Raw genomic sequence first — 26988 nt, 5'->3', positions numbered from 1 at the left:
TTTCTAGAGAAACTATATATATTGGAGCGTCAGGATTTTTTTCCTGACGCTCTTTTGTTTTAATTAATTTTTGATTACTTTTCAGAAGCTAATCCAGCTATTCGTTACAAGTTTTTTTACGGCTGCCTTTTTTTGTAAGATAAAAAAAGAGCTTCCGTTGGTCGCTTTTTTTTACCAACAAAAAATAGTTGCCATTTCAAAAAGCTTTCCACTGCTATCTGGGCTAGAAATAAGACAAATTGACATCCTTTAGAAAGAGGTACAACCTTTGATGTAAAGATATATTATAAACGTAAAACTTAGAACACTTAAAATATGAACTACGGTAAAGAATTCAAAAAATTTGCTACAAAGCACCAAGGAGTAAACGCAATGTATTACGATAAAATCGTAGCAGCAATGACACCAACAAACATGACTCCATATATTATCGAAGAGCGTCAGTTGAATATTTCTCAATTAGATGTGTTCTCAAGATTAATGATGGACAGAATTATTTTTTTAGGAACAGGTATCGATGATCAAATCGCAAATATCGTTCAGGCACAATTATTATTTTTGGAAAGTGCTGATGCTTCAAAAGATATCCAAATTTATTTAAACTCTCCAGGAGGAAGTGTTTATGCAGGTTTAGGAATCTATGACACTATGCAGTACATCAAACCAGACGTAGCGACAATCTGTACAGGAATGGCGGCTTCTATGGGAGCAGTTTTATTATGTGCTGGAGCTGCAGGAAAACGTTCTGCTTTACCTCATTCAAGAGTTATGATTCACCAGCCATCTGGAGGAGCACAAGGTGTTGCTACAGATATGGAAATCAACTTACGTGAAATGTTGAAATTGAAAGATGAGTTATACCACATCATTTCGCAGCATTCAGGACAGACTTTTGATAAAGTACACAAAGACAGTGAGCGTGATTACTGGATGAAAGCTGATGAAGCTAAAGAATACGGAATGATCGACGAAGTATTAAGAAGAGGATAATTTTAAAAGATTCTAAGGTTCTGAGATGCTAAGATTTTAAGTATTTCTGTTTAACTTGAAAATCAAACAAAAAATAAAGGTTTAAGCTGCAGAGAATTAAGTTTTTAAGTTTTAATTAAAATAAAAAGCTTAGAAACTTAGTATCTTTGCAGCTTAGTAACTTAAATAAAGAATGGCAAAAGTAGTATTAGAATGTTCGTTTTGTGGAAGAAAGAAGCCAGAAACTAATTTATTGATTGCTGGTATCAATGCACACATTTGTGATAAATGTATTGAACAAGCACACGGAATTGTATTAGAAGAATTAAAATCTAGCGGAAGCGCGAAACATATTGGCGACTTAATTTTAAAGAAACCAAAAGAAATTAGAGCTTTCTTAGATCAATATGTTATTGGTCAGGACCAGACTAAAAAAGTGATGTCGGTTGCGGTTTACAATCACTATAAGCGTTTAATGCAACAGCAATTGGACGATGAAGTGGAAATTGAAAAAAGCAACATCATCATGGTGGGGCAAACTGGAACAGGAAAAACATTGGTTGCAAAAACAATTGCAAAAATGTTAGACGTTCCTTTGGCTATTGTTGATGCAACAGTGTTAACAGAAGCTGGATATGTTGGAGAAGATGTTGAAAGTATTTTAACTCGTCTACTTCAAGCTGCCGATTATGATGTAGCAAAAGCAGAAAGAGGAATTGTATTTATTGACGAAATTGATAAAATTGCCCGTAAAAGCGACAATCCATCGATAACGCGTGACGTTTCTGGAGAAGGTGTGCAGCAAGCTTTATTGAAATTATTGGAAGGAACTGTTGTAAACGTACCGCCAAAAGGAGGACGTAAACACCCAGACCAGAAATTTGTTGAGGTAAATACGCAGAATATATTATTTATCGCAGGAGGAGCTTTTGATGGAGTAGAACGTATTATTTCAAAACGTTTAAACCGTCAGGCAGTTGGTTATTCGACTTCTAAAAATGTAGATAATATTGATAAAGACAATTTACTGCAATATATCATTCCAAAAGATATTAAAGATTTCGGATTGATTCCAGAGATTATTGGTCGTCTGCCAGTTTTAACACACATGGATCCTTTGGATAAAGAAACACTTCGTGCGATCTTGACACAACCTAAAAATGCATTGATAAAACAATATCAGAAATTATTTTTAATGGATGATGTTGAGTTTACGATTACAGAAGAAGCTTTAGATTTTATTGTAGACAAAGCTTTAGAATATAAATTAGGTGCTCGTGGATTGCGTTCTTTGTGCGAAGCTATCTTAACAGATGCCATGTATGAACTGCCAACATCAGATGATACAACGTTGACAATCGACAAAGAATACGCAGAACATACTTTAAGTAAAAACTTATTGAAGCGTATGGAAATTGCTTCTTAAAAACTATATTTCGCTTTGTCAAAGTTCTAAACTTTGACAAAGTTTACTTTTAGAAACCTGCCCATTAATTTGAGCAGGTTTTTTTTATACTTTTAAGTAAGATTTTTGCTTCAGATTTTATGTAAATTGGCATCATGAAAAATATGATTTTTGCCATTGGTTTAGCTTTGATTTTATCTTGTAATCAAAAAGATAAAAAAGAAATAGTAGTTTCTAAAAATGAACATAAAAAAGAAACAGTTTCAGAAAAGAAACCCCAAATCGAATTCAACTACAGTAATTACTATCAAGAAGCACAACAATACTGCAAAACAAACAATCTCAATCAAAACAAATTTATATTGATTGATTTAGGACTGCATTCTGGATTAAAACGCTTTTTTGTTTACGATTTTAAAAAGAAAGAAGTTTCAAAATCCTATTTAGTAAGTCATGGCTGTGGCGATAATCAATGGGGAAGGACTTCTTCTAAAGAGAAACCGCAAATAAGCAACGAATTTGATTCGCATTGTTCTTCGATTGGGAAATATGTGATTTTGGATCGAGGTGTAAGTCAGTGGGGAATTAAAGTCAATTATATTTTACAGGGAAAAGACAAAACCAATTCAAATGCCCGAAGCCGCGCCATTGTTCTACATTCTTGGGAAGCTGTTTCGGATAGTGAAGTTTACCCCGAAGGAACACCAGAAGGCTGGGGCTGTCCAGCAGTTTCCAATGAAAGCATGAAAGAAATTGACGAACTTTTGAAAACAAATAAAAAAGTTTTAATGTGGGTTATTAAGTCCTGATCTTTGGTTCTTCTGAAAAATTAAAGCTTCTCAATAGCCCTGATCGAAACGGCATCCTTTTGTTGTCTCGTTTTTTTCTAACGAGACAACAAAAGATATAGTGGAGAGCAGGAATAACGGTTCTTTTGAAAACGAATCGATCTGCTCCTGAAAATTACTGCACTCTAAATTTCTCTCGATATTCAATAGGTTTCATACCGACCATTTTAAAAAATACTTTCCTAAAAGCTTTTGGATCATTATAACCTGTTTTTTCAATAATTTCTGAAATAGAAAGCTGGGTTTGTTCTAGATATTTCTTCGAGCTTTCTACTCTTATATTCTGCAGATATTCAATTGGCGGAATTCCCGTAACCTGTTTAAAGCGACGTGTCATGTTTCGGGCACTTGTTGGAATATCTTTGGTAATTTCTTCCAGTTTTTCGATAGTGTGATACTGACTTTCTATTTTTTGCTGTAACATGGCAACCAAAGTGTCATTGTGTAAATGATTAGGTCTGAAAGTACTGAAATAACTTTGTTTGTATCGATTTAAATCAATAGAAAATATCTTGGCAATTTTGACGGCCATTTCGTTGCCACAGAATTTCTGAATCAAAAGAATCAATAAATGAAAAGTTGAGGTTGAACCACCGCTTGTGTATAGACTACCGTCGGCAGTTAAGGTTTCGTCTGGTTTGAGTTTTACCATTGGAAAAGCTTTTGTAAAAGCACTGCAGGCATCGACATGCGTAGTTGCCAGTTTTTCGTTTAATAAACCAGAAGCAGCAAATAAAAATGCTCCTGTACAAAAACTTGCTAATTCCGTTCCAGCTCGATGCTGTTTTTGCAGCCATGGAATGAAGTTTCGGTTCTTTTTTATCATCTCGCTCATATTGTCAGTCGTGAAGGCTGGAATCAAAATGAGGTCTAGGTTAATCTCTGAGGTTTCAATAGAATGACTTTCATATCCAAATAAATTTCCCTGATCTGGTTGTTCTTTGGATTGAAAAATCATGATTTCGAATGGTTTTTCGGAAGGTGGACTCAATTTATTTGCTGTTTCAAATACTTCCAGAATGGCAGCAATACTTAATAATTTATAGTCGTGAGGGACGATTAATCCTAATTTCTTGCTCATGAGGTTTGTGGTTTTAAGAAATTCAGTTTCAAACAAAAATACGCATTTTGTCTTAAATGCCCCTAAAAATGACTTCTATTGACATTTTAAACTAATCTTAAAAAATTAAATTTGTTTTAATTAATTCGTAATTTTATAAAGATGAAAACAAAAATCTTCTTAAATCTTGCCGTAAAAGATTTAAACAAAGCAGTGGCTTTTTATAATGAACTTGGCTTTTCGACCAATCCAAAATTCACTAACGAAAAGGGCGCTTGCATTGTTATTGACGAAAATATATTTGTGATGCTTTTGGTAGAAGAGTTTTATAAAACTTTTACCAAGAAGCAGATTTGTGACGCTTCGAAAGCAAGCGAAGTTTTGATTTCGATTTCGCTGGACTCGCGTGAAAAAGTAGATGAAACAATACAAAAAGCTATTAAAGCGGGAGGAACAGACTATATTGAAGCAAAGGATTATGGATGGATGTATCAGAGAACTTTTCTGGATGTAGATGGACACCATTGGGAAGTTTTTTATATGGATGAAAGTCAGATTCCAAATGAGATGTAGAAAATAAATAAGAGTGAACTATATAAAACATATAATATGATAACAATAAAAAATACCGTTAATGCATCTCTTGATAAAGTGTGGAATTTTTGGAACACACCAGAACATATTACAAAATGGAGCTTTGCTTCTCCGGATTGGCACACACCTTATGCAGAAGCGGATTTGAGAGAAGGAGGAAAATTCAAATCGACTATGGCTGCAAAGGATGGAAGCATGAGTTTCGATTTTGGAGGAGAATTTACTTTGGTTAAACCAAATGAAGCACTTTCGTATGTGATGGGAGATGGAAGAAAGGTCGAAATTATTTTTACCGAAACAGCAGACGGGGTTGAAATTGTTGAAAGTTTTGATCCAGAATCACAAAATCCGGAAGAAATGCAACGTGCTGGCTGGCAGGCTATTTTGGATAATTTTAAAAATTACGCAGAAAGCAATTGATTTTTTACAGGTTCAAAGTGACAAAGTCTCAAAGGTGCAGAGTAACTTAAAATAACTTATTTCTCTTATATGGTTTAAAAAACGAATAACTATCTAACTAACTCAAAAAAACAAAAAAGATGACAAAACAAATATGGTTAAACCTGCCTGTGAAGGATGTAGCAAAAGCGAAAGATTTTTTCTGGAAAATTGGATTTTCGTTTAATGAACAACACGATACGCCAAGTTCGACTTGTATGGTTGTGGGCGAAAATAATTTTGTAGTAATGCTTTTTGAAGAAATGTTGTTTTCTAGTTTTTCTCAAAATGGAGTTGTTGACACGAAATCTGGTTCAGAAGTTTTGATTTCGATTGATGCAGAAAGCAGGGAAGAAGTAGATGAACTTGCTAAAAAAGCAGCAGAAGCCGGCGGAACTGTTTTTGCTCCTCCAGCAGAAAGTCAAGGTTGGATGTACGGCTGTGGTTTTGCCGATTTAGATGGTCATCGCTGGAATGTTTTATTTATGGACTTTAGTAAATTACCAAATTGAGATGGAAAAATTAATATTTAATATCGATATAAAGGCTTCTAAAGAAAAAATTTGGAAGGTCTTATGGGATGACGAAACGTACAGAAAATGGACAAACGTTTTTGCCGAAGGAAGTTACGCCGAATCGAATTGGAACGAAGGGGATAAAATTTATTTTCTAGGTCCAGGCGGTGGCGGAATGAATAGTATTATTGAAAAGAAAATTCCGAATGAATATATGGCTTTTAAACATTTAGGAGAAATCAAAGATTTTAAGGAATTGCCTATCGATAATAAAACTAATGAGTGGTATGGTTCAATGGAAACTTATAGGTTAGATCAAAAAGGAGATATTGTTGATCTTCATGTCGAAGTTGATGTAATTGAACAGCATATTGACTATTTTAAAGATGCTTTTCCTAAAGCCTTAGAAATTATTAAGAAGTTATCTGAAGGGTGAGAAAATGGAATAAAGAAGATAGAACAAAGAGAATAGAATTAAGAATTATTTTTTGTAAACAACAAACAATTAACATTAAAAATATAAAACATCATGGCAGCAATAAATCCATATTTAATGTTTAATGGGACTTGCGAGGCAGCGTTCCTTTTTTACAAGTCGGTATTTGGGGGAGATTTTCCATATATAGGAAAATATAAAGATGCTCCAGCAGAAGAAGGCGAAGTACTTTCAGAGGAAGCTCTGAATAGAATTATGCATGTTTCACTTCCAATTGGAAATACAATTTTAATGGGAAGCGACAGTCATCCAAGATATGGTGATGTAGGTTTTGGGGATAATTTTTCTATTTCCATTAACACAGAAAGTAGAGAAGAGGCAGATAAAATCTTTAACGGACTTTCAGCTGGAGGAAAAGTAGAAATGGCAATGGACGACACTTTCTGGGGATCTTATTTTGGAATGTTTAAAGACAAATTTGGAGTAAACTGGATGGTAAGTTTTGATAAAAATGAACCAATGAAATAATTTTAAAGTTACGTTATTTTAATAGTAGAGCATAATTGTTAAATTACTTGAAAAAGCACATGAAAATGTGCTTTTTCGTTTCAAAAAAACAATCATTATTCTTTTTTATCAACTATAGATTGCCGATTTTTGTCGCTTCAAAATCAATAAAGATAAAATGGCGACAGAAGATAAAGAGATAATTTTATTAAAAGTTTCTGGACATGATAAAATTGGAGTTACAGCAGGTTTAACAGCTGTATTGGCGGCGTATGATGCAAATATTTTGGATATTGGCCAAGCCGATATTCACGATACACTTTCTTTAGGGATTTTATTCGAAATTGCGGCAGGATCTTCGTCTGCACCAGTTTTAAAAGATCTTTTGTTCAAAGCCTACGAACTGGAAATCAAAGTAAAATTTATTCCAATTTCTATAGACGATTACGAAAAGTGGGTAAAATCACAATCGAAACAACGTTATATTATCAATATTTTGGGCGAAAAACTCGCTGCTTCACAATTGGCTGCTGTTACCAAAATTATGTCAGATCAAAACCTGAATATCGATTCGATTATCCGATTAACAGGAAGAACTTCTATTGTCGAAAAAGAGCAATATCCTCGTTCATGTATTCAATTATCTGTAACGGGAGAAATTGTGAACAAAATTATCATGACGGCAAGTTTTATGGAAATTTCCAGAACACTTAATGTCGATATTTCATTCCAGGAAGATAATATTTACAGAAGAAACCGCCGTTTAGTTTGCTTCGATATGGATTCGACATTAATCCAAACCGAGGTAATCGATGAATTGGCAGAACTAAATGGAGTAGGAGATCAGGTTCGCGCCATCACAGAATCGGCTATGAATGGAGAAATTGATTTCAACGAAAGTTTTAAGAAACGTATGGCTCTTTTAGAAGGTTTGAGCGAAGAAGTTTTACAAAACGTTGCTATTAATCTGCCAATCACACAAGGAGCACATCGTTTGATGAAAGCTCTAAAATATTACGGTTACAAAACAGCTATTCTTTCAGGAGGATTTACTTATTTCGGAGAATACCTTCAAAAAGAACTAGGAATAGATTACGTTCATGCGAATCAATTAGAAATAAAAGACGGAAAACTAACGGGTAAATATATCGGTGATATCGTCGACGGCCAGAAAAAAGCAGAATATTTAAAAGCAATAGCCGAAAAAGAAGGTATTCATATCAATCAAACCATTGCAGTTGGTGATGGAGCAAACGATTTACCAATGCTGAATTTAGCTGGTCTCGGAATTGCTTTCCACGCCAAACCAAAAGTAAAAGAAAGCGCCTCAACCTCAATCTCAAGTTTAGGATTGGATGGTGTTTTATACCTTTTAGGATACCACGATAGATATATTGATATGATGTAATACAATTGTCACCCTAAGTGAAACCCAAATGCCAGCTTGACAACGCATTTTTGTCATTTCTCCTTACGTCGAAATGACACATACTTAGCTTAAAAAAAAACAAAACCTCAGTCTTTTCAATAAAGAACTGAGGTTTTTTATTTGGGCATGTCCCGCCAGAAAAAGGCGGGTCGGGCTATTCGTTACAATCTTTTTGTCTCGTTAAAAAAAAACGAGACAAAAAGGATTTCCACTGCTATCCCTCATGCAGTTTAGTGGAATTATCGTTTTTAAAATAAAAGTAAGATTTTCAGTTGAATTGCCTCCTGCTTTAGCTGGAGGAATAAAAGAATAAAGATAGAAACAGGCTTTAGCAAAATGAACACACAGCTTAAAAATTCTGCTAAAGCCTATAAGTAGTTTGCATTCTTTTAACCACTAACTAAAGTTAGTGGCAATTCAAGAATATTATTTTTAAGAAGTTGTAACTGCTAATTTCTAGACTCCAATTCCTTCTTAATCTCTTTTAAAGTATTCATATTCAAAATAAAAATAGGAAGCAATGCAATTGGAATAACATTCGAAGCGCTAAAACCTTTATTTGCAATCAGAAAGATGTTAAGACCAAATAAAAGAAGTAAAATGACACCAAATAAATAGGTCACCGTTTTTAATGATTTCTGAGTTTTAACTAGTTCTTCACTAGTCATTTCGTTGAACTTCTTTTTCATTTTGGTTGGTTTTGTTCGGATTTGGGTAAAATTTATATTTTGGTTGGTTGCATCTCTTTCAATTGTTCCAAATAATCTCTTTGGTTAGAAAGTCTTGGAATTTTATGCTGTCCGCCAAGTTTGTCTCTTTCTTTGAGCCAGTCATAAAAAAGATTTTCTCTGGCAACATTAATCACCAGCGGATTCAAAGTCATATTATTGTAGCGTTTCGCTTCGTAATCGGAGTTTAAAGTCTGTAAGGTTTCATCCAGAACTTTTTGGAAAAGGCCAACATCAGCCGGTTTTTTCTTGAATTCGATCATCCATTCGTGAGCGCCTTTTTCTTTGTCCTGCATAAAAATAGGAGCAACCGTATAATCGATAACTTCCGTTTGCGTTACCTGACACGCTTTTGCAATCGCCTGATCGGTATTTTCGACCATTAATTCTTCCCCAAAAACATTAATATGATGTTTGGTTCTTCCCGTAACTCTAATTCGATACGGATTCAATGAAGTAAAACGAACCGTATCGCCAATTAAATAACGCCACAAGCCTGAATTGGTAGTAATGACAATCGCATAATTTTTATTCAATTCAACATCTGCTAAACGAACCACTTTTTGATTTGGAGTTCCAAAAGTATCCATTGGAATAAATTCGTAGAAAATTCCGTAATCCAGCATCAATAATAAATCGCTGGAATTGTTCAAATCCTGAATAGCGAAAAAGCCTTCAGAAGCATTATAAATTTCATAGTATTTGAAATCTTTACTTGGTAAAATTTTCTTGTATTGCTCTTTGTAAGGAGAAAAACTCACACCTCCATGAAAATATACTTCAAGATTTGGCCAGAGTTCTAATAAACTTTGTTTTCCGGTATTTTCTAAAACTTTATTCATTAAAACCAACATCCAGGAAGGAACTCCGGCAAAACTGGTTACGTTTTCATTTTTAGTTTCGTTGATAATAGCAGCAATTTTAGTTTCCCACTCGCTCATCAAAGAAGTTTTACTGCTCGGTGTACTGCTGAATTCGGCCCAGATTGGCATGTTTTCAATCAAAATAGCCGATAAGTCTCCAAAGAACGTATTGTTGTTTTCATAAATCTGAGAGCTTCCACCCAAGCGAAGACTTTTTCCTAAAAATAGCTCAGAATCTTCGTTATTGTTCAAATAAAGACATAACAAATCTTTACTGCCTTTATAGTGGCAGTCTTCCAAAGCTTCATTACTCACAGGAATAAATTTACTCTTAGCGTTTGTGGTACCACTGGATTTGGCAAACCATTTAATAGGCGTCTCCCAAAAAACGTTTTGTTCGCCTAAACGGGTACGTTCGATAAGAGGCTGTAATTCTTCGTAAGTGGCAATAGGAACTCTTTCGGCAAAGGTTTGATAAGAGCTAATTGTCGAAAATTCATATTTTTTTCCAATAACCGTATTTTCGGATGCCGTGATTAAATTATGCAATAATTCTTCCTGAACTTCATTTGGATATTTTAAAAAAAGCTCTATTTGATGAATCCTTTGTTTAAGAACCCAAGAGGCAAACGAATTGATTATGGATAAAGGCATGAATTTGATTTTTAAATTACTGATTTCAGGTTTTAAATCTCACAATCCATGTAAAACTAAAAACTTAAAATTTGAATATCGAGAGACAAATAGTAACTTTGCCGTCATATCAAAAATAGTATTTTTTTGTAAAAAACAATTCGATTTGAGACAAAGATTCTACTAATTAGGTCGAATTTTAACACTAAAAACTTTAATTCTTTTTGATCAATCTAAATCAGCAATATAAATAAAAGACGAATGCAATATCAAGGTGTCCTGACAAAAATGCAAACTGAATTGGGAAGTCCAATTCAATATTATTTAGTTTTTGAAGATAGTTTTCTAAACGTGAATCAATTACTGGATAAAGAAATCGAAATCAATTTTGTTGGATTTCAATGTTTGAATTGCGGTAAAAAGAAAAAAATATATCGACAAGGTTTTTGTTACGATTGTTTTTACTCTAGTCCTGCAGTTGGGGATTGGATTATGAGACCAGAATTAAGTACAGCACACTTGGGAATTGCAGACCGAGATTTAGAGTATGAATCAAAAGTGCAGTTGCAGCCACATATTGTGTATTTGGCAGCTGCTTGTGAAATTAAAGTTGGCGTAACCCGTAAAACTCAAGTTCCGACGCGCTGGATTGATCAAGGCGCTTCGCAGGCGATTGCAGTGGTTGAGGTTCCAAATCGATATTTGGCAGGAATTACAGAGGTGGCGCTAAAAGATCATTATACAGATAAAACCAACTGGAGAAAAATGCTGCAAAACGACATTATGGCTTTTGATTTGGTGGCAGAAAAAGAAAAGATTGAAAGTTTAATTCCTGCTGAGGTTAAAGAATACTTTTACTCACAAAAAAATGATTTATACGAATTGCAATATCCAGTTTTGAGTTATCCTGCAAAAGTAAACAGTTTAAATTTGGATAAAACGCCATCATTTAGTGGTAAATTAACCGGAATTAAAGGACAGTATTTATTGTTTGAAAACGGAACAGTATTTAATGTAAGAGGTTCAGAAGGATACGTTGTGACAATAAACGTATAGGGTTTTTATTATGAAATTGTTATGTTTTTTTGATTTTAAGTTATTTTAATTTAAAATTTACAATTTATTTTGTGGTTTTGTGTTAATTAGTTGATGAATAGTTATAGCTTTGAATTGTTGAAGCAAGTTTAATTTTCAAAAACAAATACCTCAAACAAATACCACATGAGTAACTTAAAAAAAGTTAATGCTTTTAGGCGTTCTTTAATGCGCAATCTGACGAAGAATATCGGCAATTCTAATGTCAGTAATACTGGATCTATTGATAATAGTAAGATTAAAAAAGTCTTAATATGTAGACCAAATGGCCGATTAGGGAATATGCTTTTAATTACTCCATTAGTTGAAGAAGTAGCCAAAACATTTCCAGATTGTAAAATCGATGTGTTTGTAAAAGGTTTTGTTGCGCCAATTGTTTTTGAAAATTATGAGGTTGTAGATAAAATTATTCCTCTTCCTAAGAAGCCTTTTAAAGAATTAGTAAAATACTTTAAGGTTTGGACTTTAATAAAAAAACAGAATTACGACATGGTCATCAATGTCGATCAAAATTCTTCATCTGGAAGACTAGCAGTAAAATTTTCAAACGCTAAATACAAGTTTTTTGGAAATCTTCCTGAAAATGTTACTCTGGAGTATGACGATTACGAACATATTGCGAAATATCCGGTATATAATTTTCGGTACTTTTTAAGCCAGATTGGGATAGAAGATAAAAATGAATCAATAGCGCTAATAGATTTAAAATTATCTGAAACTGAAATTGCAAACGGTAAGCAGATTTTAGATAAAATTATTGATCCTAATAAAAGAACTATTGCCATTTTTACTTTTGCCACAGGCGAAAAATGTTATAATCCTGAATGGTGGGGAGAATTTTATGCAGCACTAAAAAAAGAATACCCAAACGAGAATATTTTTGAAGTTTTACCAGTAGAAAATGTTTCTCAAATCAATTTTGAAGCGCCTACTTTTTACAGTAAAGATGTCCGCGAAATTGGTTCTGTTTTGGCAAATGTAGATGTATTTGTAGGAGCAGACAGTGGCATTATGCATTTGTCAAGCGCTTCAAAAGCGCCGACAATTGGTCTTTTTTCGGTTTCAAACTTGAAAAAATATGAGCCTTATGGAAATGGAAGTGTAGGTTTAGATACAAGTGTTCTTGGAGTTCCAGATTTTATTAAAGCGATAAATAAGATTCTAAACAAATAGAATTAAATGATAAAAAGAAAATCCTGTTCGAAGAACAGGATTTTTTTATGGTAAAAACTTAGAATCTTATTGCCTTAGCATCTTAGTATCTTAAAAATTACGGATTCTTTTTCTTAAAAAGACCATTCAGCAAGTCGTTGGCTTTCTTTGTAACTTCTTGTGTTTTTTGCTCTTTTTCTGTTTTAGCAGCTTGCGTCGTATCTTTGGCTTTGGTGTTTTTGTTGATCAAATCTGTAAGAGCCGCAGTTCCTTTTTGAGTCAATTTTTCTTTTTGCTGATTTACCAATTGCGTAGTTAAATTGGTAACAGCTGTTTTCATATCCGTACTGATTTTTGGATTCGAAAAATTACCAGTTAAAGAAGCGTTGATTGGAATATTATCCAGTTTTGCAGCATCAGCAGGAGATAATTTAGCAATCAAATTATTAGCTTCAGTTCCTAAATATTTAGCTGGAACATCAAATTTAATCGTGTAATTCATCGTTTGATCAAAACCGTGAGTTCCTCCAATTGTAGCTTTAATATCTTGATATTTAATGTCAAATGGTTTTACATTTACTTTTCCGTTGTCAAAAGTCAAAGCCATTTTTAAGTCATTCAAATTCAAGTTGTTTAAATTAAGAAACTTAACATTTGAACTTAATGAATTTAAAAGCGTAGAATTATTAGCATTTACCGTAGTAGATAATAACTGTCCTAATAAATCACCAGAAATTGATTTTAAATCAGGAGTCAATTCTTTTGCATCTAAATTACCGTTCAATTTAATAGTCGAATTTAATTTTCCGTTGATAATTCCAGCAATTGGAGCAATTTTTTTCATCATATCCAACTGTGTAAAAGTCTGCGCAATATCCACTTGATTAAAACCAAGATTCATATCAAATGTTGGAACTTTTTCTTTTGTAGAAACAGCACCTGTTAAACCAATTGTTCCTCCGAAAATACTTGTTTTAAAGTTTTCTAATGTTGCTTTTTCATCTTTAATAAACAGTTTCCCAGAAACGTCTTTTAGTTTTAAATTGTCATATAAAACCGTTGTCGCTTTTGCATTTAAAGTACAATTCAAGAACGCTGGAATCTTCATTGCTTCAGCTGGTTTTGCTGCAGTTTTGGTTTCTTCTTTTGCAGGTTCGCCGGCAGTCATAAAATCATCAACAGCCAATTGATTCGAACTCATATTGAAGTTTCCTTTCAATTCTTGTTTTTTAAACATAAAACCGTAGAAATTCTCCAAAACTCCATTAATGCTAATATCACTTTTTCCAGTTGTAGCATCAAATTGTTTCAAGTTGATTTTGCTCGGATTAAACTCTACTAATGCCGTGCTGATGTTCATCGATTTATTGTTTTCATCAGTATATTTAAATCCTGATAAACTCATTGTACCCGCATTTTTGATGTTTTCATATTGGCTTTTTTCTACAGAAGCCATATCAAAATTAGTCGTCACATCTGCTTTTAAAATACCTGCAAGAGGTTTGTCCATTTTAATTGGATATGCTTTAGAAAGATTAGCCAAATTGATTGTTCCTTTCAAAGCCGCATCTACAATTGGGTTTACAGTTATGTTTTTAATATTTGCTTTAGCGTTAAAAACATCTTGATCAATTCTGAAAGAAAGTTTGTCTAAGTTGACGTAAGTATCATTTAGAATTCCTGTCTCGTTGATAATTTTAGTATCAATTACAATATTCTGAACCGATTTTGGTAAGTTAGGATATTGGAAAGAAGCATTGTTAGAAGCGATTTCAATATTGAATTTAGGAACAGTTGTTTCTGTTAATTCTCCTTTAGCAAAACCGTTTACAGTAAAATCTCCGGTAGTTTTTACACCATCTAAACTTGAAGCATAAGCAGACGGAATTAAACCAAGGAAATTGGTAAATGATGAAGTAGGAGTTTTAAACTTCAGATCATAAATCTGTTTGTTTTCAGCCATTTGAATGAATCCATCAAATTCCAAAGGCAATTGATTAATTAAAGCTTTATTTTCTTTAAAAGTATATTTACTTTGGTCTAAATCAATTCCAAGAACCGCATCTAAAGTCAGTTTTACATTTTTCATGTAATTCATCTTATCCATGTCTAAGGAAACTTTAGCAGTAGATTTTGTAGTTAAATCTAATTTTGAATTGGTAAAGTCTCCAGTTCCTTCGTGATTTAAACTGTCAATTACCATTTTAATTTTAGAGCCTTGATCGATATATCTAAAAGTAAAGTTTTCAATTTTATAGTTTTGAATCTTTAAAGAAAGCGGTTTGCTTGCTTCGTCTTTTTTATCTTCTTTTTGATCTTTCAAAGCAATGTCGAAGTTTCCAACGCCATCTTTATTGAAGATAATATTTATTAATCCGTTTGTAGAACTAATTCCCTGAATGCTCAAAGGCTCATCTTTTCCTTTGAAAAGTTCTTTAACACTCATTTTTAAATTTAATTCTCCCAAAGAAACCAGAGTATCTCCTTCAAAAGGTGCTTTGTTGATAATAACCAGTTTTTCAATTCCGACAGTTGCATTCGGGAAATTTTTGAATAAACTTAAATCGGCATCTTTAAAGCTTACTTTGGCATCGACGCTTTCGTTAATAGCTTCGGCAATTTTGGCTTTAATCTGATCTTTAAAGAAATACGGAATGGCAAATAATGCAGCAACAAATACCACTATAACAATGGCACTTATTTTTAAAACTTTCTTTAGCATATAATTAGATTTGAGGGTTTACTATTTTAAAATCGACTCATGCAAAAATAGTTTTTTTTAGCAGAGTGTGAAGATAAAGTTTTCTTAAAAATGTAAGAATTATACTTATTTTGTTAAATGAAAAAAATCCGTTTGAAATAGTTTCAAACGGATTTTAAGTCTTATTTATTTTATTATTTCTGAATAAATGAAACGATCCTGTCTACTAGTGTTTCCGATATTGGAAGTGTTTCATTGTTGTAACTGGCCATGTTATCGTTATGGTCGCCTTCAATGATTTTCATAATATGATTCATTTTATCAATAACCTGCTTCTCCGAATTTTTATTAGCTTCGGCTAAATTTTCGGCATCTTGAAGAGAAACTTGTAAATCACTAGTTCCCTGTAAAATCAAAATTGGAATTGTAAGTTTTTTTATTTCTGTCTGGGGATTGTATTTAAACCAAGAAATCAGATAAGGCTGAATGCTGGGTCTGAAAAGAGAATTCAGCATTGGATCGATTTTGTTTACGGTGTGTCCGCTTTTTAAGCTATCAATTATTGGGAACGTCATATCATCGAGCTGCTTCATCTTTTTGGCTCCGATCTGCGTTTTGATGATTTTATCTGCCGAATCTCCAGCTCCAGCAATCGATATAAATTTATCTGCTTTTGCACCGCCAATCATTCCGATTAGAGACCCTTCGCTGTGACCGATTACAATTACTTTTGAAAAACGTTTGTCTTGTCTTAAAAAGTTAATCCAGCTTTTTACATCCTGTATGTAGTTTTCAAAAACCAAAGTGCTTTCAGAATCTCCGCCAGCGGCTTTACTTTCTCCAATTCCTCTTTTATCATAACGTAACGATGCAATTCCGTTTTTAGCTAAAGCTTCTGCCAGCATTTTCAGCGAATTATTTTTCATCATGGCATTATTTCCGTTTCGGTCAGTTGGGCCAGAACCTGCAATGATTAAAGCAGCGGGATATTTTTTCGTTAAATCTGGAGTGGTCAACGTGCCAAATAACTGATCGGTATTTATTTTTAAAACAGCTGGAGTCTCTTTAAAAGTGATCTCTTTTTTAGTCTGAGCATTTAAAACACTCAAAAATAAAACCGTCAAAAAAAGAATAATCTTATTCATCTTTCAGTCAATTAATAAATATTGATTCCGTAAGGCATCATGGTTTGGATTCCTTTTTGTTTTTGGAATTTCTTAACCTGCTCGATTAGCATATAATTTTCTTCTCCGATTTCTTCTTTTATGAAAGCTTCTTTAGATTTCGCAAAAGGCAGTCCAGAAAGAATATCGTTTAAAGTTTTTTCATACTCTGGGTAATTCTGAGTACTGTACTTTTTGATTTTAGCAATTTTAGCCGCTTCAGCAATAGCATCGTTTAAACCTCCAATTTTATCCACTAATCCTAATTTTACAGCTTCTGTTCCAGACCAAACTCTTCCTTGTGCAATAGCATCAACTTGTTCGAAAGTCATTTTTCGTCCTTCTGCAACATGAGTAACAAAAGTGTTGTAGATTTTTTCAACTCCTTCTAAAGTGAATGCTTTAAATTTTTCGTCGACAGGAACAAACGGACTGTAATTTGCTGCATTCTCGTGTGTTTTAACCTGCTCAGAATTGATTCCTAATTTGTTGGCTAATGGGCTAAAGTTTGGCAGCATTCCAAAAACTCCAATAGAACCTGTAATGGTATTGTTTTCGGCAAATATTTTGTTAGCGTTGCAGGCAATATAATAACCTCCAGATGCTGCATAATTCCCCATAGAAACTACAACTGGTTTTACTTTTTTAGTAATTTCAATTTCTCTCCAGATTAAATCAGAAGTAAGAGCACTTCCTCCCGGACTGTCGATTCTAAGAACAATTGCTTTTACATCGTCATTTTTTCTTGCTTCTTGTAAAGAACGGCGCATTGAACCTTCACCAATAGTATTAACATCTCCTTCACCACTTCCGATTTCGCCTTGAGCGTAAATAATTGCAATCTGATCGGTTGCAGTATTGGTTAAGGCAGTTGTTACATTGTTTTGAGTATAATCTAAAATCGAAATTTTGTTGTAATCTTCGTTTTTATCAACTTTTAAAGCTTTTCTAATGGCATCGTGATAGACATCTTCATAAGCAATAACGTCAACCAAATGTTGTTGTTTTGCCATTTCGGGAGTTCTGGCTAAAAGTCCGTTTGCAATTTCGTTTAATTTTGTAAGCGGAATGTTTCTGCTTTTTGATATGTCTGTAGAAATAGTGCTCCAAATTGAATTTAAAAGAGCAGTAATTTGTTCTCTGTTGGCATCACTCATTTTATTTTCTAAGAAAGGCTCAACGGCACTTTTATATTTTCCGTGACGAATTACTTCCATATGAATTCCTGATTTATCTTGAAAATCTTTGAAAAACATAACTTCAGAAGAAAGACCTTTAAAATCTAAATCTCCCGCTGGATTGATATAAATTGTATTGGCAACAGAAGTTAAATAATATTCCTTCTGAGAATAATCATTGGCGTAAGCCCAAACAAATTTTCCTGATTTTTTGAAGCTTTCCAAAGCATTTCTCAAGTCTTTGTATTGAGCCAGACCAAGAGAAGATTCGTCGTTTAAAATCGAAATCCCTTTGATGTTGTCATCCGTTTTGGCCGCTTCGATAGCATTAAGTACATCAGTTAGACCAACACCTTTTTGTTCAGAAAAACGAGTCACCCAAGGATCTTTGTATTTTCCTGCGTAATCGTTTTTGATTTCTTTTAAATTCAATTCGATAACCGAATTAGATTTAACAGAAACGGAGTCGTCTCCACCAAAAAGTGCTGCAATAAATATTACTCCAAAGAAAAAGAGCATGATGAAAACAAAAATACCAATTACTGTAGCAAGTACATTTCCTAAAAATTTCATGTGTATATTTTTTTAATAAGTAGCGAAAAAGGGCAAAATGTTACAAATTAGACTTCTAAAATTGTAATTCAACCTTAGTCGTCGTTTCACAAATATATTGGTTAATTCTAAAATAGTTTTAGTTAATTTGCATTAATTATGAAATTACAGCATCAAGTCGTTTTATCGATAGGCAGCAACCAAGGCAGCAGACTAGAAAATATCCAAAATTGTATTGATCTAATCCATCAAAATGTAGGTACTGTCATTCAGGTTTCCAAACTTTACGAAACTCCGGCCTGGGGTTTTGAAAGTGATGCTTTTTATAATTGTGCACTGCTGTTGCATACCAATTCTTCTGCACAGAAAATATTAAATCAGGTTTTAAAGGTTGAAAAAGAATTAGGACGAATCCGCTCTAATCAAGAAGGTTATCAATCTAGAATCATAGATGTTGATTTGATTGCTTTTGATGATGAGATTATCGATTCTGAAAAACTTCAGATTCCGCATCCTTTCATGCAAAACAGGAATTTTGTTTTACTGCCAATGCAGGATTTAAAATTAAATTGGAAACATCCTATTTTACACAAAACAATAGTCGAATTGATTGCGGTTAGCCCAGACGAAAGTGTCTGCACGGTCGTTCAGGATTTAGAAAATCCGCTTGACGAAATTCCTTTAAATCAGTTTAATTACATTTCTTTTGAAGGAAATATTGGTGCTGGAAAAACTACTCTGGTGCATAAAATTGCGGAGGATTTTAATGCAAAAACTGTTTTAGAACGATTTGCAGATAACCCATTTCTTCCGAAGTTTTACAAAGATCAAAATAGATATGCTTTTCCGTTGGAAATGTCTTTTCTGGCTGATCGTTATCAGCAGCTATCAGATGATTTAGCACAGTTTGATTTGTTTAAAGATTTTATCGTAGCGGATTATCATATTTTTAAATCGCTCATTTTTGCCAAGATTACGTTGCAGGAAGACGAATATCGTTTGTACAGAAATCTATTCGATATTATCTACAAAGAAATGCCAAAGCCTGATTTGTATGTTTATTTATATCAAAATACAAAACGTCTTTTGCAGAACATTAAAAAACGCGGCCGTACTTACGAACAAAATATCGAAGCTTCCTATTTAGAAAAAATCAATAACGGTTATTTGGAATACATTAAATCCCAAACTGATTTGAATGTTTTAATCATAGATGTTTCAGATCGTGATTTTGTGAAAAAACATGAAGATTATATTTTTATACTGAATGAAATCAAGTGTAAAATGATTTAATTAGTAAAGAATTGGTTGAATTTTCTAATTATCAAATTGCTGCATTCTAATTGAAAAATTATCTTTTTAATGTAAAATGACCTCTTAAAACGGGCATAGTATCATCAATTTTTAGTGCATACCAATAATCTGAAGCAGGAAGAGGTACTTGATTTAAAGTTCCGTCCCAGCTCATTTTGAATCTGCTTAATTGTGCAATTAATTTTCCGTATCGGTCAAAAATAGTGACTTCTGCCTGAGGATAATTTTCCATTCCGGTTACTTCCCAAACATCATTAAAAGTATCGTTATTAGGAGTGAAAAATGGAGGAAAAACAAGAACTACAAATAACTTTGTAACTTGTCCGCATTCGTTTTTTTCTTTGATGTAAGCTGTTTGTAGCCCAGCTGGAACATCGTAAAAGATGAAAGAATCTTGAAAGTTGGTTCCGTCTACAGAATATTCATAATATTCTTCTGCTTTTACAGGATAAACAATTACTCTTGTTCCTTCGACTACAATACGGTCGATTTGTGGAGTTTTATGTTCTTCAACCACTATGGTTTTTGTACTTGAACAATTTTCAGGATTCGGACTTGTGACTTTAACAGTATAAGTTCCTCCCGAATTTACAGTGGTTGTTTGAGTTGTAGCTCCGTTGGACCATAGATAATTCATTCCTGAAATTCCAGCATCTAAGGTTACATCTTGAAACTGGCATAATGTTACATTTTCATTGGTAACAACAGGAGGAGTATAAATGATAATGTTTATTGGAGTTCGATTGGGATTAATGCATCCGTTATTTGAAGCCTCAGCATAATACGTTGTATTAGTTGATAGGGTGGGGGTTGTAAAATTGTTTCCAGAGAATATGCTTGTGCCTCCTGTTGGACCTGTAAACCAATTAATATTTCCAATATTGGAAGTGGCTTGAATAGTTACAGTTCCAGTTCCGCAGTTTGAATAAGAACTTTGTTCTGCAATCGGCGTATTTGGAGTGATATTAACAGAAGCTGTTACAGATTTTCTATTCGTTTCACAGCCAGCATCAACATAATAAGTTGTAGTTGCATTAATAATTGGAGTAGTATAAGTTGTTCCTGTTGCCAATAAATTTCCTCCCGTTGGAGCATCAAACCATCTAATTGTTGTTCCGTCTGTTGCCGTTGCGTTAAGGATAAAACTTCCAGAGTCACAAATTGGAGATGGCGGGTTTGCTGGTATTGCGGCAGGAATAGTAATTTTGGTACTTGCAGCGATTTCTAAAGGTGCTTCGCCCGGCATTCCGCCATATTCAACAATATACCCTTTTGGCTGATAATTGTCTCCAGGAATTGTTGATCCGGTATTTGATAAATCATTCCAAGAACCTCTGATTCCTACGCCTGGCTGTGTTATATGTGCGTAGTCTTCATCACCTTGTTGGTTTGGTTCGCCAGTATTCCAAAAAGCAAAATTTGGTGTTGAGCCGTTAGCGTTGCCATTCCAAAAAATAGTTCCAGCTTCGGGGCCGGTAACCCATTTCCAGACACCTTCTGTTTCGGCATCACTTCCGCCAATCCATCCTGTTCCAGAAGCTTGTTCGCCAATTAATTTAGCTTCATCAGCAGATAATATTGTGGCTAAATAACCTTTAAGACCATAATATGTGTTTGATTCTGCAGCAGCCTTTGCAGCGCTCCATGTAATTCCGATACTTGGAACAAATAAATAAAAGTGTTGTGTTGAAGGTAAATAATTGGCATTGCCAATTGTTATTGAAAAAGTTCTTATTCCAGAAGCTGTGGCCGAAGAATTTGTGAAAACTACATCTTTTACTGCGTTAACTAAGTCGGAATATAAAACATCAGTACCTGTTGGGCTTGTTATGTTTAATTTTCCTGCTGTAACGTCCCAGGTTGTCGTTACGTTAGGATGTACTGCTGGATTTGAAAGCATAAGCTGATCTAAACCACTTGAATAGCCAGATGAGATTTGAATATAAACAGATTTAGTTCCTGTTTCTGCAGGATCGTGTGTAATGCTAAAATCAGTTACAATTTTTATTGCATTTTGTGGGCAGTATAACTGATCTCCAGTTGCTCTAACAATTGGAGCAGTTGCAGCTGAAGGTTTGTTGCAGTCATTCGAATAAACAGAAGTTGCGTCTTTGTAGCTTGGCCAATTTATCGTGGAGTAGTTCTCATTATCAACTTCTATGCAAGTAAGAGAAGAATTTTTTTGAAAAGCACCAAGAGAAAGATAGGTGTTTTTACCGTTTTTAAAATTCAATTTACTAAGCTGGTTGTTATCGCAGATTAAACGTTGAATAGCAGGATTTTTGGAAAAATCAAGTTCGGTTATTTGATTATTGTTGCAATATATGTTGACTAAAGCAGTGTTTTTAGAAACATCTAAACTAGATAATCTATTATTGTTGCATTCTAAATTGGTTAAAATCGTACTTGCAGCAATGTTTAGATTTGTAATTAGATTATTTTCGCAACTTAAATGATTTAATGAAGGATTCGCAGAAACATTTAGATTTATGATTTGATTTTGTTCACATTGTAAAAAATTAAGCATTGTATTTTTAGAAACATCCAGATCAGCTAATTGATTTTCATTGCAATAAAGAATAGTAAGAGCCGTGTTTTTAGAAAGGTCTAAACTCGTTATTCGATTTTTTTGACAATCGATTTCTTTTAAAGCAGTGTTGTTAGAAGTATTTAAACTTGTAACCATATTAAGGCCACAACTTAACTTAACAAGAGCAGTATTCTGTGAAACATCTAAATTAGATAATGCATTTTGGACACAGTATAATTCTTGCAACGAGGTGAAATCTTGTAACCCTGTTAAATTTGTACATCCTTTGCTTGAAATATTTAAAGAGATCACACCAGTAACACTTGCAGTTAAAACCCTTCCGTCAATAGGGCTTGAGTCAATGCCAAGATCAATTAAAGCTTTCTCGAAGTTTGGATCTGGAATTGCAGTATATTGCTGGGCAAATCCAAAAAAACTTGAAAGCAGTAAAAAAAATAAAAAGGATATTTTTGAGAAATTGACACTTTTCATTTTATAAAAGTATCAATTTTGTAATGATAAAAAAATATTTTTACATTTATAACATTTATGTGTTTGGAATAATTATAAAATCACAATTTTTCAGCAATGTTGTTTTAATTGTTATTTGGCCAATTCATTTTTTGAAATAAATCCCAAACGACAATTCCGGCACTTACCGAAATGTTTAGAGAGTGTTTTGTTCCGAGTTGTGGAATTTCAATACATCCATCGCAAATAGCAACAGCTTCTTGAGCTACACCATAAACTTCATTGCCAAAAACCAAAGCATACTTTTGTCCTTTTTCGACTTGAAAATCTTGAAGGAAAATAGAGCTTTCGACTTGTTCGATTGCCATGGTAAGAACATTTTCTTTTTTTAAGTTCTCAATAACTTCAAGCACATTTTCGTGATGTTCCCAAGTTACGGTTTCAGTTGCGCCCAAAGCAGTCTTGTGGATTTCTTTGTTAGGAGGAGTTGCAGTAATACCGCATAAGATTATTTTTTCAATCAAAAACGCATCGGCGGTTCTAAAAACAGAACCAATGTTGTGCAGACTTCGAATATCGTCCAAAACTAATATTAAAGGTGTTTTTTCAGATTTCTTAAAATCTTCAATAGATTTACGGTCTAGTTCGCTGTTTTCGAGTTTTCTCATTGATGTTAAATTCTAGTCATAAAAAAAGCTTCCAAAGATAAGGAAGCTTTTTGATTATTTAGGTGTTTTTCAGATTAGCTTTTTACTGGATCTGGTAAAACAGTACCTTTAATAGTAAGGATTTTTGTAGGTTGTCCTTCAGCGTTAGAAGTAACAGTTACAGTTTTTGTAAAAGCACCAACTCTGTCAGTAGCATATTTTACACCGATAACACCTTTTGCACCTGGTGCGATTGGTTCTTTTGGAGTTGTTGGAACAGTACATCCGCAAGATCCTTGAGTGTTAGTGATGATTAATGGTTTAGTTCCGTTGTTTACAAAAACGAACTCACGTTTTCCATCAGCATTGTGAGCAATAGTTCCGTAGTCAATAGTTTCTGTTTCGAAAAGCATCCCTGCTCCTTCAACTTTAGCAACTTTAGTAGCTTTAGCTTTTTTAGTTGTTTGTGCATTAGTAGCTGTAATACCAGCTACAGCTAACATAGCGAATAAAATTATTTTTTTCATCTTTAAGGGTCTTTTTTTAATGATAAACAAAGCTATGTAAAAAACTTCAACTGCAAACTAAAAAAATCTTAAAATATTTTAATTTTTGAAGTTTTCGATATACCGTCAAAAAATCATAAATTCGCTGTCTTAATTTTTCATTTAAAACATAATAATTTGGCAGCTAAAGAGAAAGTGGTGAAGGAAACACCTTTAATGAAACAGTACAATGAAATTAAAGCTAAATATCCTGATGCATGTCTGCTTTTCAGAGTAGGGGATTTTTATGAAACCTTTGGTGAAGATGCTATAAGGGCTTCTAAAATTTTAGGTATAACATTGACTAAAAGAGGTGCAGGGTCTGATACAGAAACCGCACTTGCTGGGTTTCCGCATCATTCTGTAAATACTTATCTGCCAAAGTTAGTTAAAGCTGGACTTCGTGTTGCGATTTGCGACCAATTAGAAGATCCAAAAATGACTAAAACGATTGTGAAAAGGGGAGTTACTGAGCTTGTAACTCCTGGAGTTTCTTTGAATGATGAAGTTTTGCAATCTAAGTCCAATAACTTTTTGGCTTCGGTTTGTTTTGCTAATAAAAATATCGGAATTTCCTTTTTAGATGTTTCTACGGGAGAGTTTTTGACTGCTCAAGGAAACGCTGAATACATTGATAAATTATTGCAGAATTTTAACCCGAGTGAGGTTTTAGTTCCAAAACACAATAAAAGTGATTTTAAGAATGCTTTTGGCGAAGATTTTCATAGTTTCTATCTGGAAGATTGGATTTATAAAGAAGATTATGCGTTAGAAACATTGACGAAGCATTTTCAGACCAATTCGTTAAAAGGTTTTGGGGTTGAAGAATTGAAAGAAGGAATTATTGCTTCTGGAGCTATCTTATATTATTTGTCCGAAACACAGCATAATCGTGTACAACACATTACGGCGATTCAACGTATTGCAGAAGATGCTTATGTTTGGATGGACCGTTTCACGATTCGAAACTTAGAATTATACCACAGTTATAATCCAAATGCAGTAACACTTTTGGATGTTATTGATAAAACACTTTCTCCAATGGGAGGACGTTTGCTTAAGCGCTGGCTGGCGTTGCCATTAAAAGATGCAAATAAAGTAAAGAGTCGACATGAAGTTGTTGCTTATTTAAAGTTAAATCCTGAGATTTTACATAATATTCAATATCAAATCAAGCAGATTTCGGATTTAGAGCGTCTGATTTCTAAAATTGCAGCAGGAAAAGTATCGCCACGTGAAGTGGTTTATTTAAAAGAATCACTGGATGCTATTATTCCGATAAAAACAATTGCGCTCGAGAGTCCGCAGGAAGCAGTTAAAGTGATCGGAGATAGTCTTCATGCTTGTGATTTGCTTCGCGAAAAGATAAAAAACACTCTAAATCAAGATGCACCTGTTGCAATTTCGAAAGGAAATGCAATTGCTGCAGGTGTCAATGAAGAATTGGATGAGTTGCGTGCAATCTCAACTTCGGGAAAAGAATTTTTAGAAGGAATCGAAAAAAGGGAATCCGAAAGAACGGGGATTTCTTCATTGAAGATTTCGTTTAATAATGTATTTGGATATTATATTGAAGTTAGAAATACGCATAAAGATAAAGTTCCAGAAGAATGGATTCGTAAGCAGACTTTGGTAAATGCGGAGCGTTATATTACGGAAGAGTTAAAAGAATACGAAACGAAAATTTTAGGCGCCGAGGAAAAGATTTATAAAATCGAAAGTGAGCTTTTTGAGCAGTTAGTAGCATGGATTTCTACTTATATTAAGCCAGTTCAAATGAATGCTTATTTGGTGGCGCAATTAGATTGTTTGTGTTCTTTTACGCAGATGGCAGTTGAAAATCAATATGTACAGCCTGAAATTGATGAAACTTTTGAATTGGATATCAAAAACGGAAGACATCCTGTAATTGAAAAACAATTGCCAGTTGGAACACCTTATATTGCAAATGATGTTTTCTTGGATAGAGAAACGCAACAGATTATTATGATTACTGGTCCTAACATGTCGGGTAAGTCGGCTATTTTAAGACAGACGGCTTTAATTGTTCTTCTGGCTCAAATGGGAAGTTTTGTTCCTGCTGACAGTGTTAGAATGGGAATTGTAGATAAGATTTTTACCAGAGTAGGAGCTTCGGATAATATTTCAATGGGAGAATCTACTTTTATGGTGGAGATGAATGAAACTGCTTCGATTTTGAATAATATTTCAGATAGAAGTTTGGTTTTGTTAGATGAAATTGGAAGAGGAACCAGTACATACGATGGAATCTCGATTGCTTGGGCAATTGCCGAATTTATACACGAACATCCAGGAAGAGCAAAGACGCTTTTTGCGACACATTATCATGAATTGAATGAAATGACAGAGTCGATGCCGAGAATTCAGAATTTTAATGTTGCAGTAAAAGAGCTTAAGGATACGGTTTTGTTTGTTAGAAAGCTGGTAAAAGGAGGAAGTGCACATAGTTTTGGTATTCATGTTGCTAAAATGGCTGGAATGCCGCAATTGGTAATTTCGAAAGCTCAGAAACTTTTGAAAAAATTGGAGAAGAATCATTCGAGTGATGCTTTAAACGGAATAAAATCGTCCAACGATGAAATGCAGATGAGTTTCTTTAACTTGGATGATCCGTTGTTGGAAGAAATAAAAGAGGAAATTTTAAACCTCGATATTAATGCAATTACACCAGTCGAAGCATTGATGAAGCTCAATGAAATCAAAAGGATGCTGGTTAAAAAATAAATTTCAGAAAAATTTCAATTTTAAAGTTTAGGTTATCAGAATGTTATAAAATAAGTGGATTTTTTTTTAGAGAAACGCTTGTTTAATTGAATAAATGTCCTAAATTTGCACTCGCAATACAGAACAAATCAAGTGTTGTAGTTCTTAATAAAATTTGAAATGCGAAAATAGCTCAGTTGGTAGAGCGCGACCTTGCCAAGGTCGAGGTCGCGGGTTCGAGCCCCGTTTTTCGCTCTAAAACCATACAATGCTCGGATGGTGAAATTGGTAGACACGCTGGACTTAAAATCCAGTGAACAGCAATGTTCGTGCGGGTTCAAGTCCCGCTCTGAGTACTAAAGCCTCTTCTTTTGAAGAGGCTTTTTTTATTTGCAGACTTGCAGGTAATAAATTTACGCAGTAAATTTATCAGAATCTCAGAATCTCAGAATCTCAGAATCTCAGAATCTCAGAATCTCAGAATCTCAGAA

Annotated in this window: 22 protein-coding genes and 2 tRNA genes; 15 read left to right on the top strand and 9 right to left on the bottom strand. The window is 33.8% G+C overall.

Annotated features, from left to right (window positions below; all coding sequences use genetic code 11):
• Positions 1 to 315 precede the first annotated feature (315 nt).
• The 3 genes from clpP to GSY47_RS16960 all read left to right on the top strand — a co-directional run bounded on the left by clpP (position 316) and on the right by GSY47_RS16960 (position 3183).
• The gene (clpP, locus tag GSY47_RS16970) at positions 316 to 990 is read left to right on the top strand and encodes an ATP-dependent Clp endopeptidase proteolytic subunit ClpP (RefSeq protein WP_179001535.1); all 675 of its coding nucleotides are present in this window, start codon (positions 316 to 318) and stop codon (positions 988 to 990) included.
• Positions 991 to 1162: 172 nt separating this feature from the next.
• Positions 1163 to 2395: an ATP-dependent Clp protease ATP-binding subunit ClpX gene (gene clpX / locus GSY47_RS16965; protein ID WP_179001533.1), complete on the top strand. Its 1233-nt coding sequence runs from the start codon at positions 1163 to 1165 to the stop codon at positions 2393 to 2395.
• Positions 2396 to 2529: 134 nt separating this feature from the next.
• Complete coding sequence (locus tag GSY47_RS16960; protein WP_179001531.1) at positions 2530 to 3183, top strand: murein L,D-transpeptidase catalytic domain-containing protein; 654 nt, start codon at positions 2530 to 2532, stop codon at positions 3181 to 3183.
• Positions 3184 to 3337: 154 nt separating this feature from the next.
• Here the strand turns inward: GSY47_RS16960 and GSY47_RS16955 are convergent, their stop codons facing one another.
• Complete coding sequence (locus tag GSY47_RS16955; protein ID WP_179001529.1) at positions 3338 to 4303, bottom strand: GlxA family transcriptional regulator; 966 nt, start codon at positions 4301 to 4303, stop codon at positions 3338 to 3340.
• Between the two features lie 141 nt (positions 4304 to 4444).
• Between GSY47_RS16955 and GSY47_RS16950 the strand changes: the two genes are divergently transcribed.
• The 6 genes from GSY47_RS16950 (at position 4445) to serB (ending at position 8180) form a co-directional block, all read left to right on the top strand.
• On the top strand, positions 4445 to 4855 hold the full coding sequence (locus tag GSY47_RS16950; protein WP_091492436.1) for a VOC family protein: 411 nt from the start codon (positions 4445 to 4447) through the stop codon (positions 4853 to 4855).
• A 36-nt stretch (positions 4856 to 4891) separates the two neighbouring features.
• On the top strand, positions 4892 to 5296 hold the full coding sequence (locus GSY47_RS16945) for an SRPBCC family protein (RefSeq protein WP_179001527.1): 405 nt from the start codon (positions 4892 to 4894) through the stop codon (positions 5294 to 5296).
• A 119-nt stretch (positions 5297 to 5415) separates the two neighbouring features.
• The gene (locus GSY47_RS16940) at positions 5416 to 5826 is read left to right on the top strand and encodes a VOC family protein (RefSeq protein ID WP_179001525.1); all 411 of its coding nucleotides are present in this window, start codon (positions 5416 to 5418) and stop codon (positions 5824 to 5826) included.
• A gap of 1 nt (position 5827) precedes the next feature.
• Entirely contained in the window at positions 5828 to 6265 is a 438-nt protein-coding gene (locus GSY47_RS16935; RefSeq protein WP_179001523.1) for an SRPBCC family protein, read from the top strand.
• A 93-nt stretch (positions 6266 to 6358) separates the two neighbouring features.
• Positions 6359 to 6793 carry a VOC family protein gene (locus GSY47_RS16930; RefSeq protein WP_179001521.1) on the top strand — a complete coding sequence of 145 codons (435 nt, stop codon included), beginning with the start codon at positions 6359 to 6361 and terminating at the stop codon, positions 6791 to 6793.
• Between the two features lie 157 nt (positions 6794 to 6950).
• Positions 6951 to 8180: a phosphoserine phosphatase SerB gene (gene serB / locus GSY47_RS16925; protein WP_179001519.1), complete on the top strand. Its 1230-nt coding sequence runs from the start codon at positions 6951 to 6953 to the stop codon at positions 8178 to 8180.
• Between the two features lie 470 nt (positions 8181 to 8650).
• Here the strand turns inward: serB and GSY47_RS16920 are convergent, their stop codons facing one another.
• Together GSY47_RS16920 and GSY47_RS16915 are read right to left on the bottom strand one after the other, a co-directional pair.
• Positions 8651 to 8890 (bottom strand): redox-active disulfide protein 2, encoded by a 240-nt coding sequence (locus tag GSY47_RS16920; protein WP_179001517.1) that lies wholly within the window; start codon positions 8888 to 8890, stop codon positions 8651 to 8653.
• 32 nt (positions 8891 to 8922) lie between these two features.
• The gene (locus GSY47_RS16915) at positions 8923 to 10446 is read right to left on the bottom strand and encodes a GH3 auxin-responsive promoter family protein (protein ID WP_109191868.1); all 1524 of its coding nucleotides are present in this window, start codon (positions 10444 to 10446) and stop codon (positions 8923 to 8925) included.
• Positions 10447 to 10686: 240 nt separating this feature from the next.
• Here GSY47_RS16915 and GSY47_RS16910 point away from each other — a divergent pair, with 240 nt between their 5' ends.
• Both GSY47_RS16910 and GSY47_RS16905 read left to right on the top strand, forming a co-directional pair.
• Complete coding sequence (locus GSY47_RS16910) at positions 10687 to 11481, top strand: DUF2797 domain-containing protein (RefSeq protein WP_179001515.1); 795 nt, start codon at positions 10687 to 10689, stop codon at positions 11479 to 11481.
• A gap of 165 nt (positions 11482 to 11646) precedes the next feature.
• Positions 11647 to 12693 (top strand): glycosyltransferase family 9 protein, encoded by a 1047-nt coding sequence (locus tag GSY47_RS16905; RefSeq protein WP_179001513.1) that lies wholly within the window; start codon positions 11647 to 11649, stop codon positions 12691 to 12693.
• Between the two features lie 97 nt (positions 12694 to 12790).
• On the opposite strand, the gene GSY47_RS16900 is transcribed toward GSY47_RS16905, so the two are convergent.
• From GSY47_RS16900 to sppA, 3 genes are all read right to left on the bottom strand, one after another.
• Positions 12791 to 15394: an AsmA-like C-terminal region-containing protein gene (locus tag GSY47_RS16900; protein ID WP_179001511.1), complete on the bottom strand. Its 2604-nt coding sequence runs from the start codon at positions 15392 to 15394 to the stop codon at positions 12791 to 12793.
• Between the two features lie 173 nt (positions 15395 to 15567).
• Complete coding sequence (locus tag GSY47_RS16895; RefSeq protein ID WP_179001509.1) at positions 15568 to 16518, bottom strand: alpha/beta hydrolase; 951 nt, start codon at positions 16516 to 16518, stop codon at positions 15568 to 15570.
• Between the two features lie 11 nt (positions 16519 to 16529).
• The gene (gene sppA / locus GSY47_RS16890) at positions 16530 to 18287 is read right to left on the bottom strand and encodes a signal peptide peptidase SppA (RefSeq protein ID WP_179001507.1); all 1758 of its coding nucleotides are present in this window, start codon (positions 18285 to 18287) and stop codon (positions 16530 to 16532) included.
• A 138-nt stretch (positions 18288 to 18425) separates the two neighbouring features.
• Here sppA and folK point away from each other — a divergent pair, with 138 nt between their 5' ends.
• Positions 18426 to 19559: a 2-amino-4-hydroxy-6-hydroxymethyldihydropteridine diphosphokinase gene (gene folK, locus GSY47_RS16885; RefSeq protein WP_179001505.1), complete on the top strand. Its 1134-nt coding sequence runs from the start codon at positions 18426 to 18428 to the stop codon at positions 19557 to 19559.
• Positions 19560 to 19617: 58 nt separating this feature from the next.
• Here folK and GSY47_RS16880 read toward each other — a convergent pair whose 3' ends face one another.
• From GSY47_RS16880 to GSY47_RS16870, 3 genes are all read right to left on the bottom strand, one after another.
• A complete protein-coding gene (locus GSY47_RS16880; RefSeq protein ID WP_246611345.1) occupies positions 19618 to 22602 on the bottom strand; it encodes an Ig-like domain-containing protein in 2985 nt (994 codons plus the stop codon).
• Between the two features lie 104 nt (positions 22603 to 22706).
• Positions 22707 to 23249: an RNA methyltransferase gene (locus tag GSY47_RS16875; protein WP_179001503.1), complete on the bottom strand. Its 543-nt coding sequence runs from the start codon at positions 23247 to 23249 to the stop codon at positions 22707 to 22709.
• Positions 23250 to 23323: 74 nt separating this feature from the next.
• Complete coding sequence (locus GSY47_RS16870) at positions 23324 to 23755, bottom strand: DUF1573 domain-containing protein (protein WP_109191880.1); 432 nt, start codon at positions 23753 to 23755, stop codon at positions 23324 to 23326.
• Between the two features lie 156 nt (positions 23756 to 23911).
• Between GSY47_RS16870 and mutS the strand changes: the two genes are divergently transcribed.
• From mutS to GSY47_RS16855, 3 genes are all read left to right on the top strand, one after another.
• Entirely contained in the window at positions 23912 to 26518 is a 2607-nt protein-coding gene (gene mutS, locus GSY47_RS16865) for a DNA mismatch repair protein MutS (RefSeq protein WP_179001501.1), read from the top strand.
• Positions 26519 to 26679: 161 nt separating this feature from the next.
• Positions 26680 to 26752, top strand: a tRNA-Gly gene (locus tag GSY47_RS16860).
• Positions 26753 to 26767: 15 nt separating this feature from the next.
• Positions 26768 to 26853, top strand: a tRNA-Leu gene (locus GSY47_RS16855).
• The last annotated feature ends 135 nt before the right edge of the window (positions 26854 to 26988 follow it).

The organism is Flavobacterium quisquiliarum, assembly GCF_019308285.1.
GTDB lineage: Bacteria > Bacteroidota > Bacteroidia > Flavobacteriales > Flavobacteriaceae > Flavobacterium > Flavobacterium quisquiliarum.
This window is presented reverse-complemented; position numbering and strand designations above follow the sequence as displayed.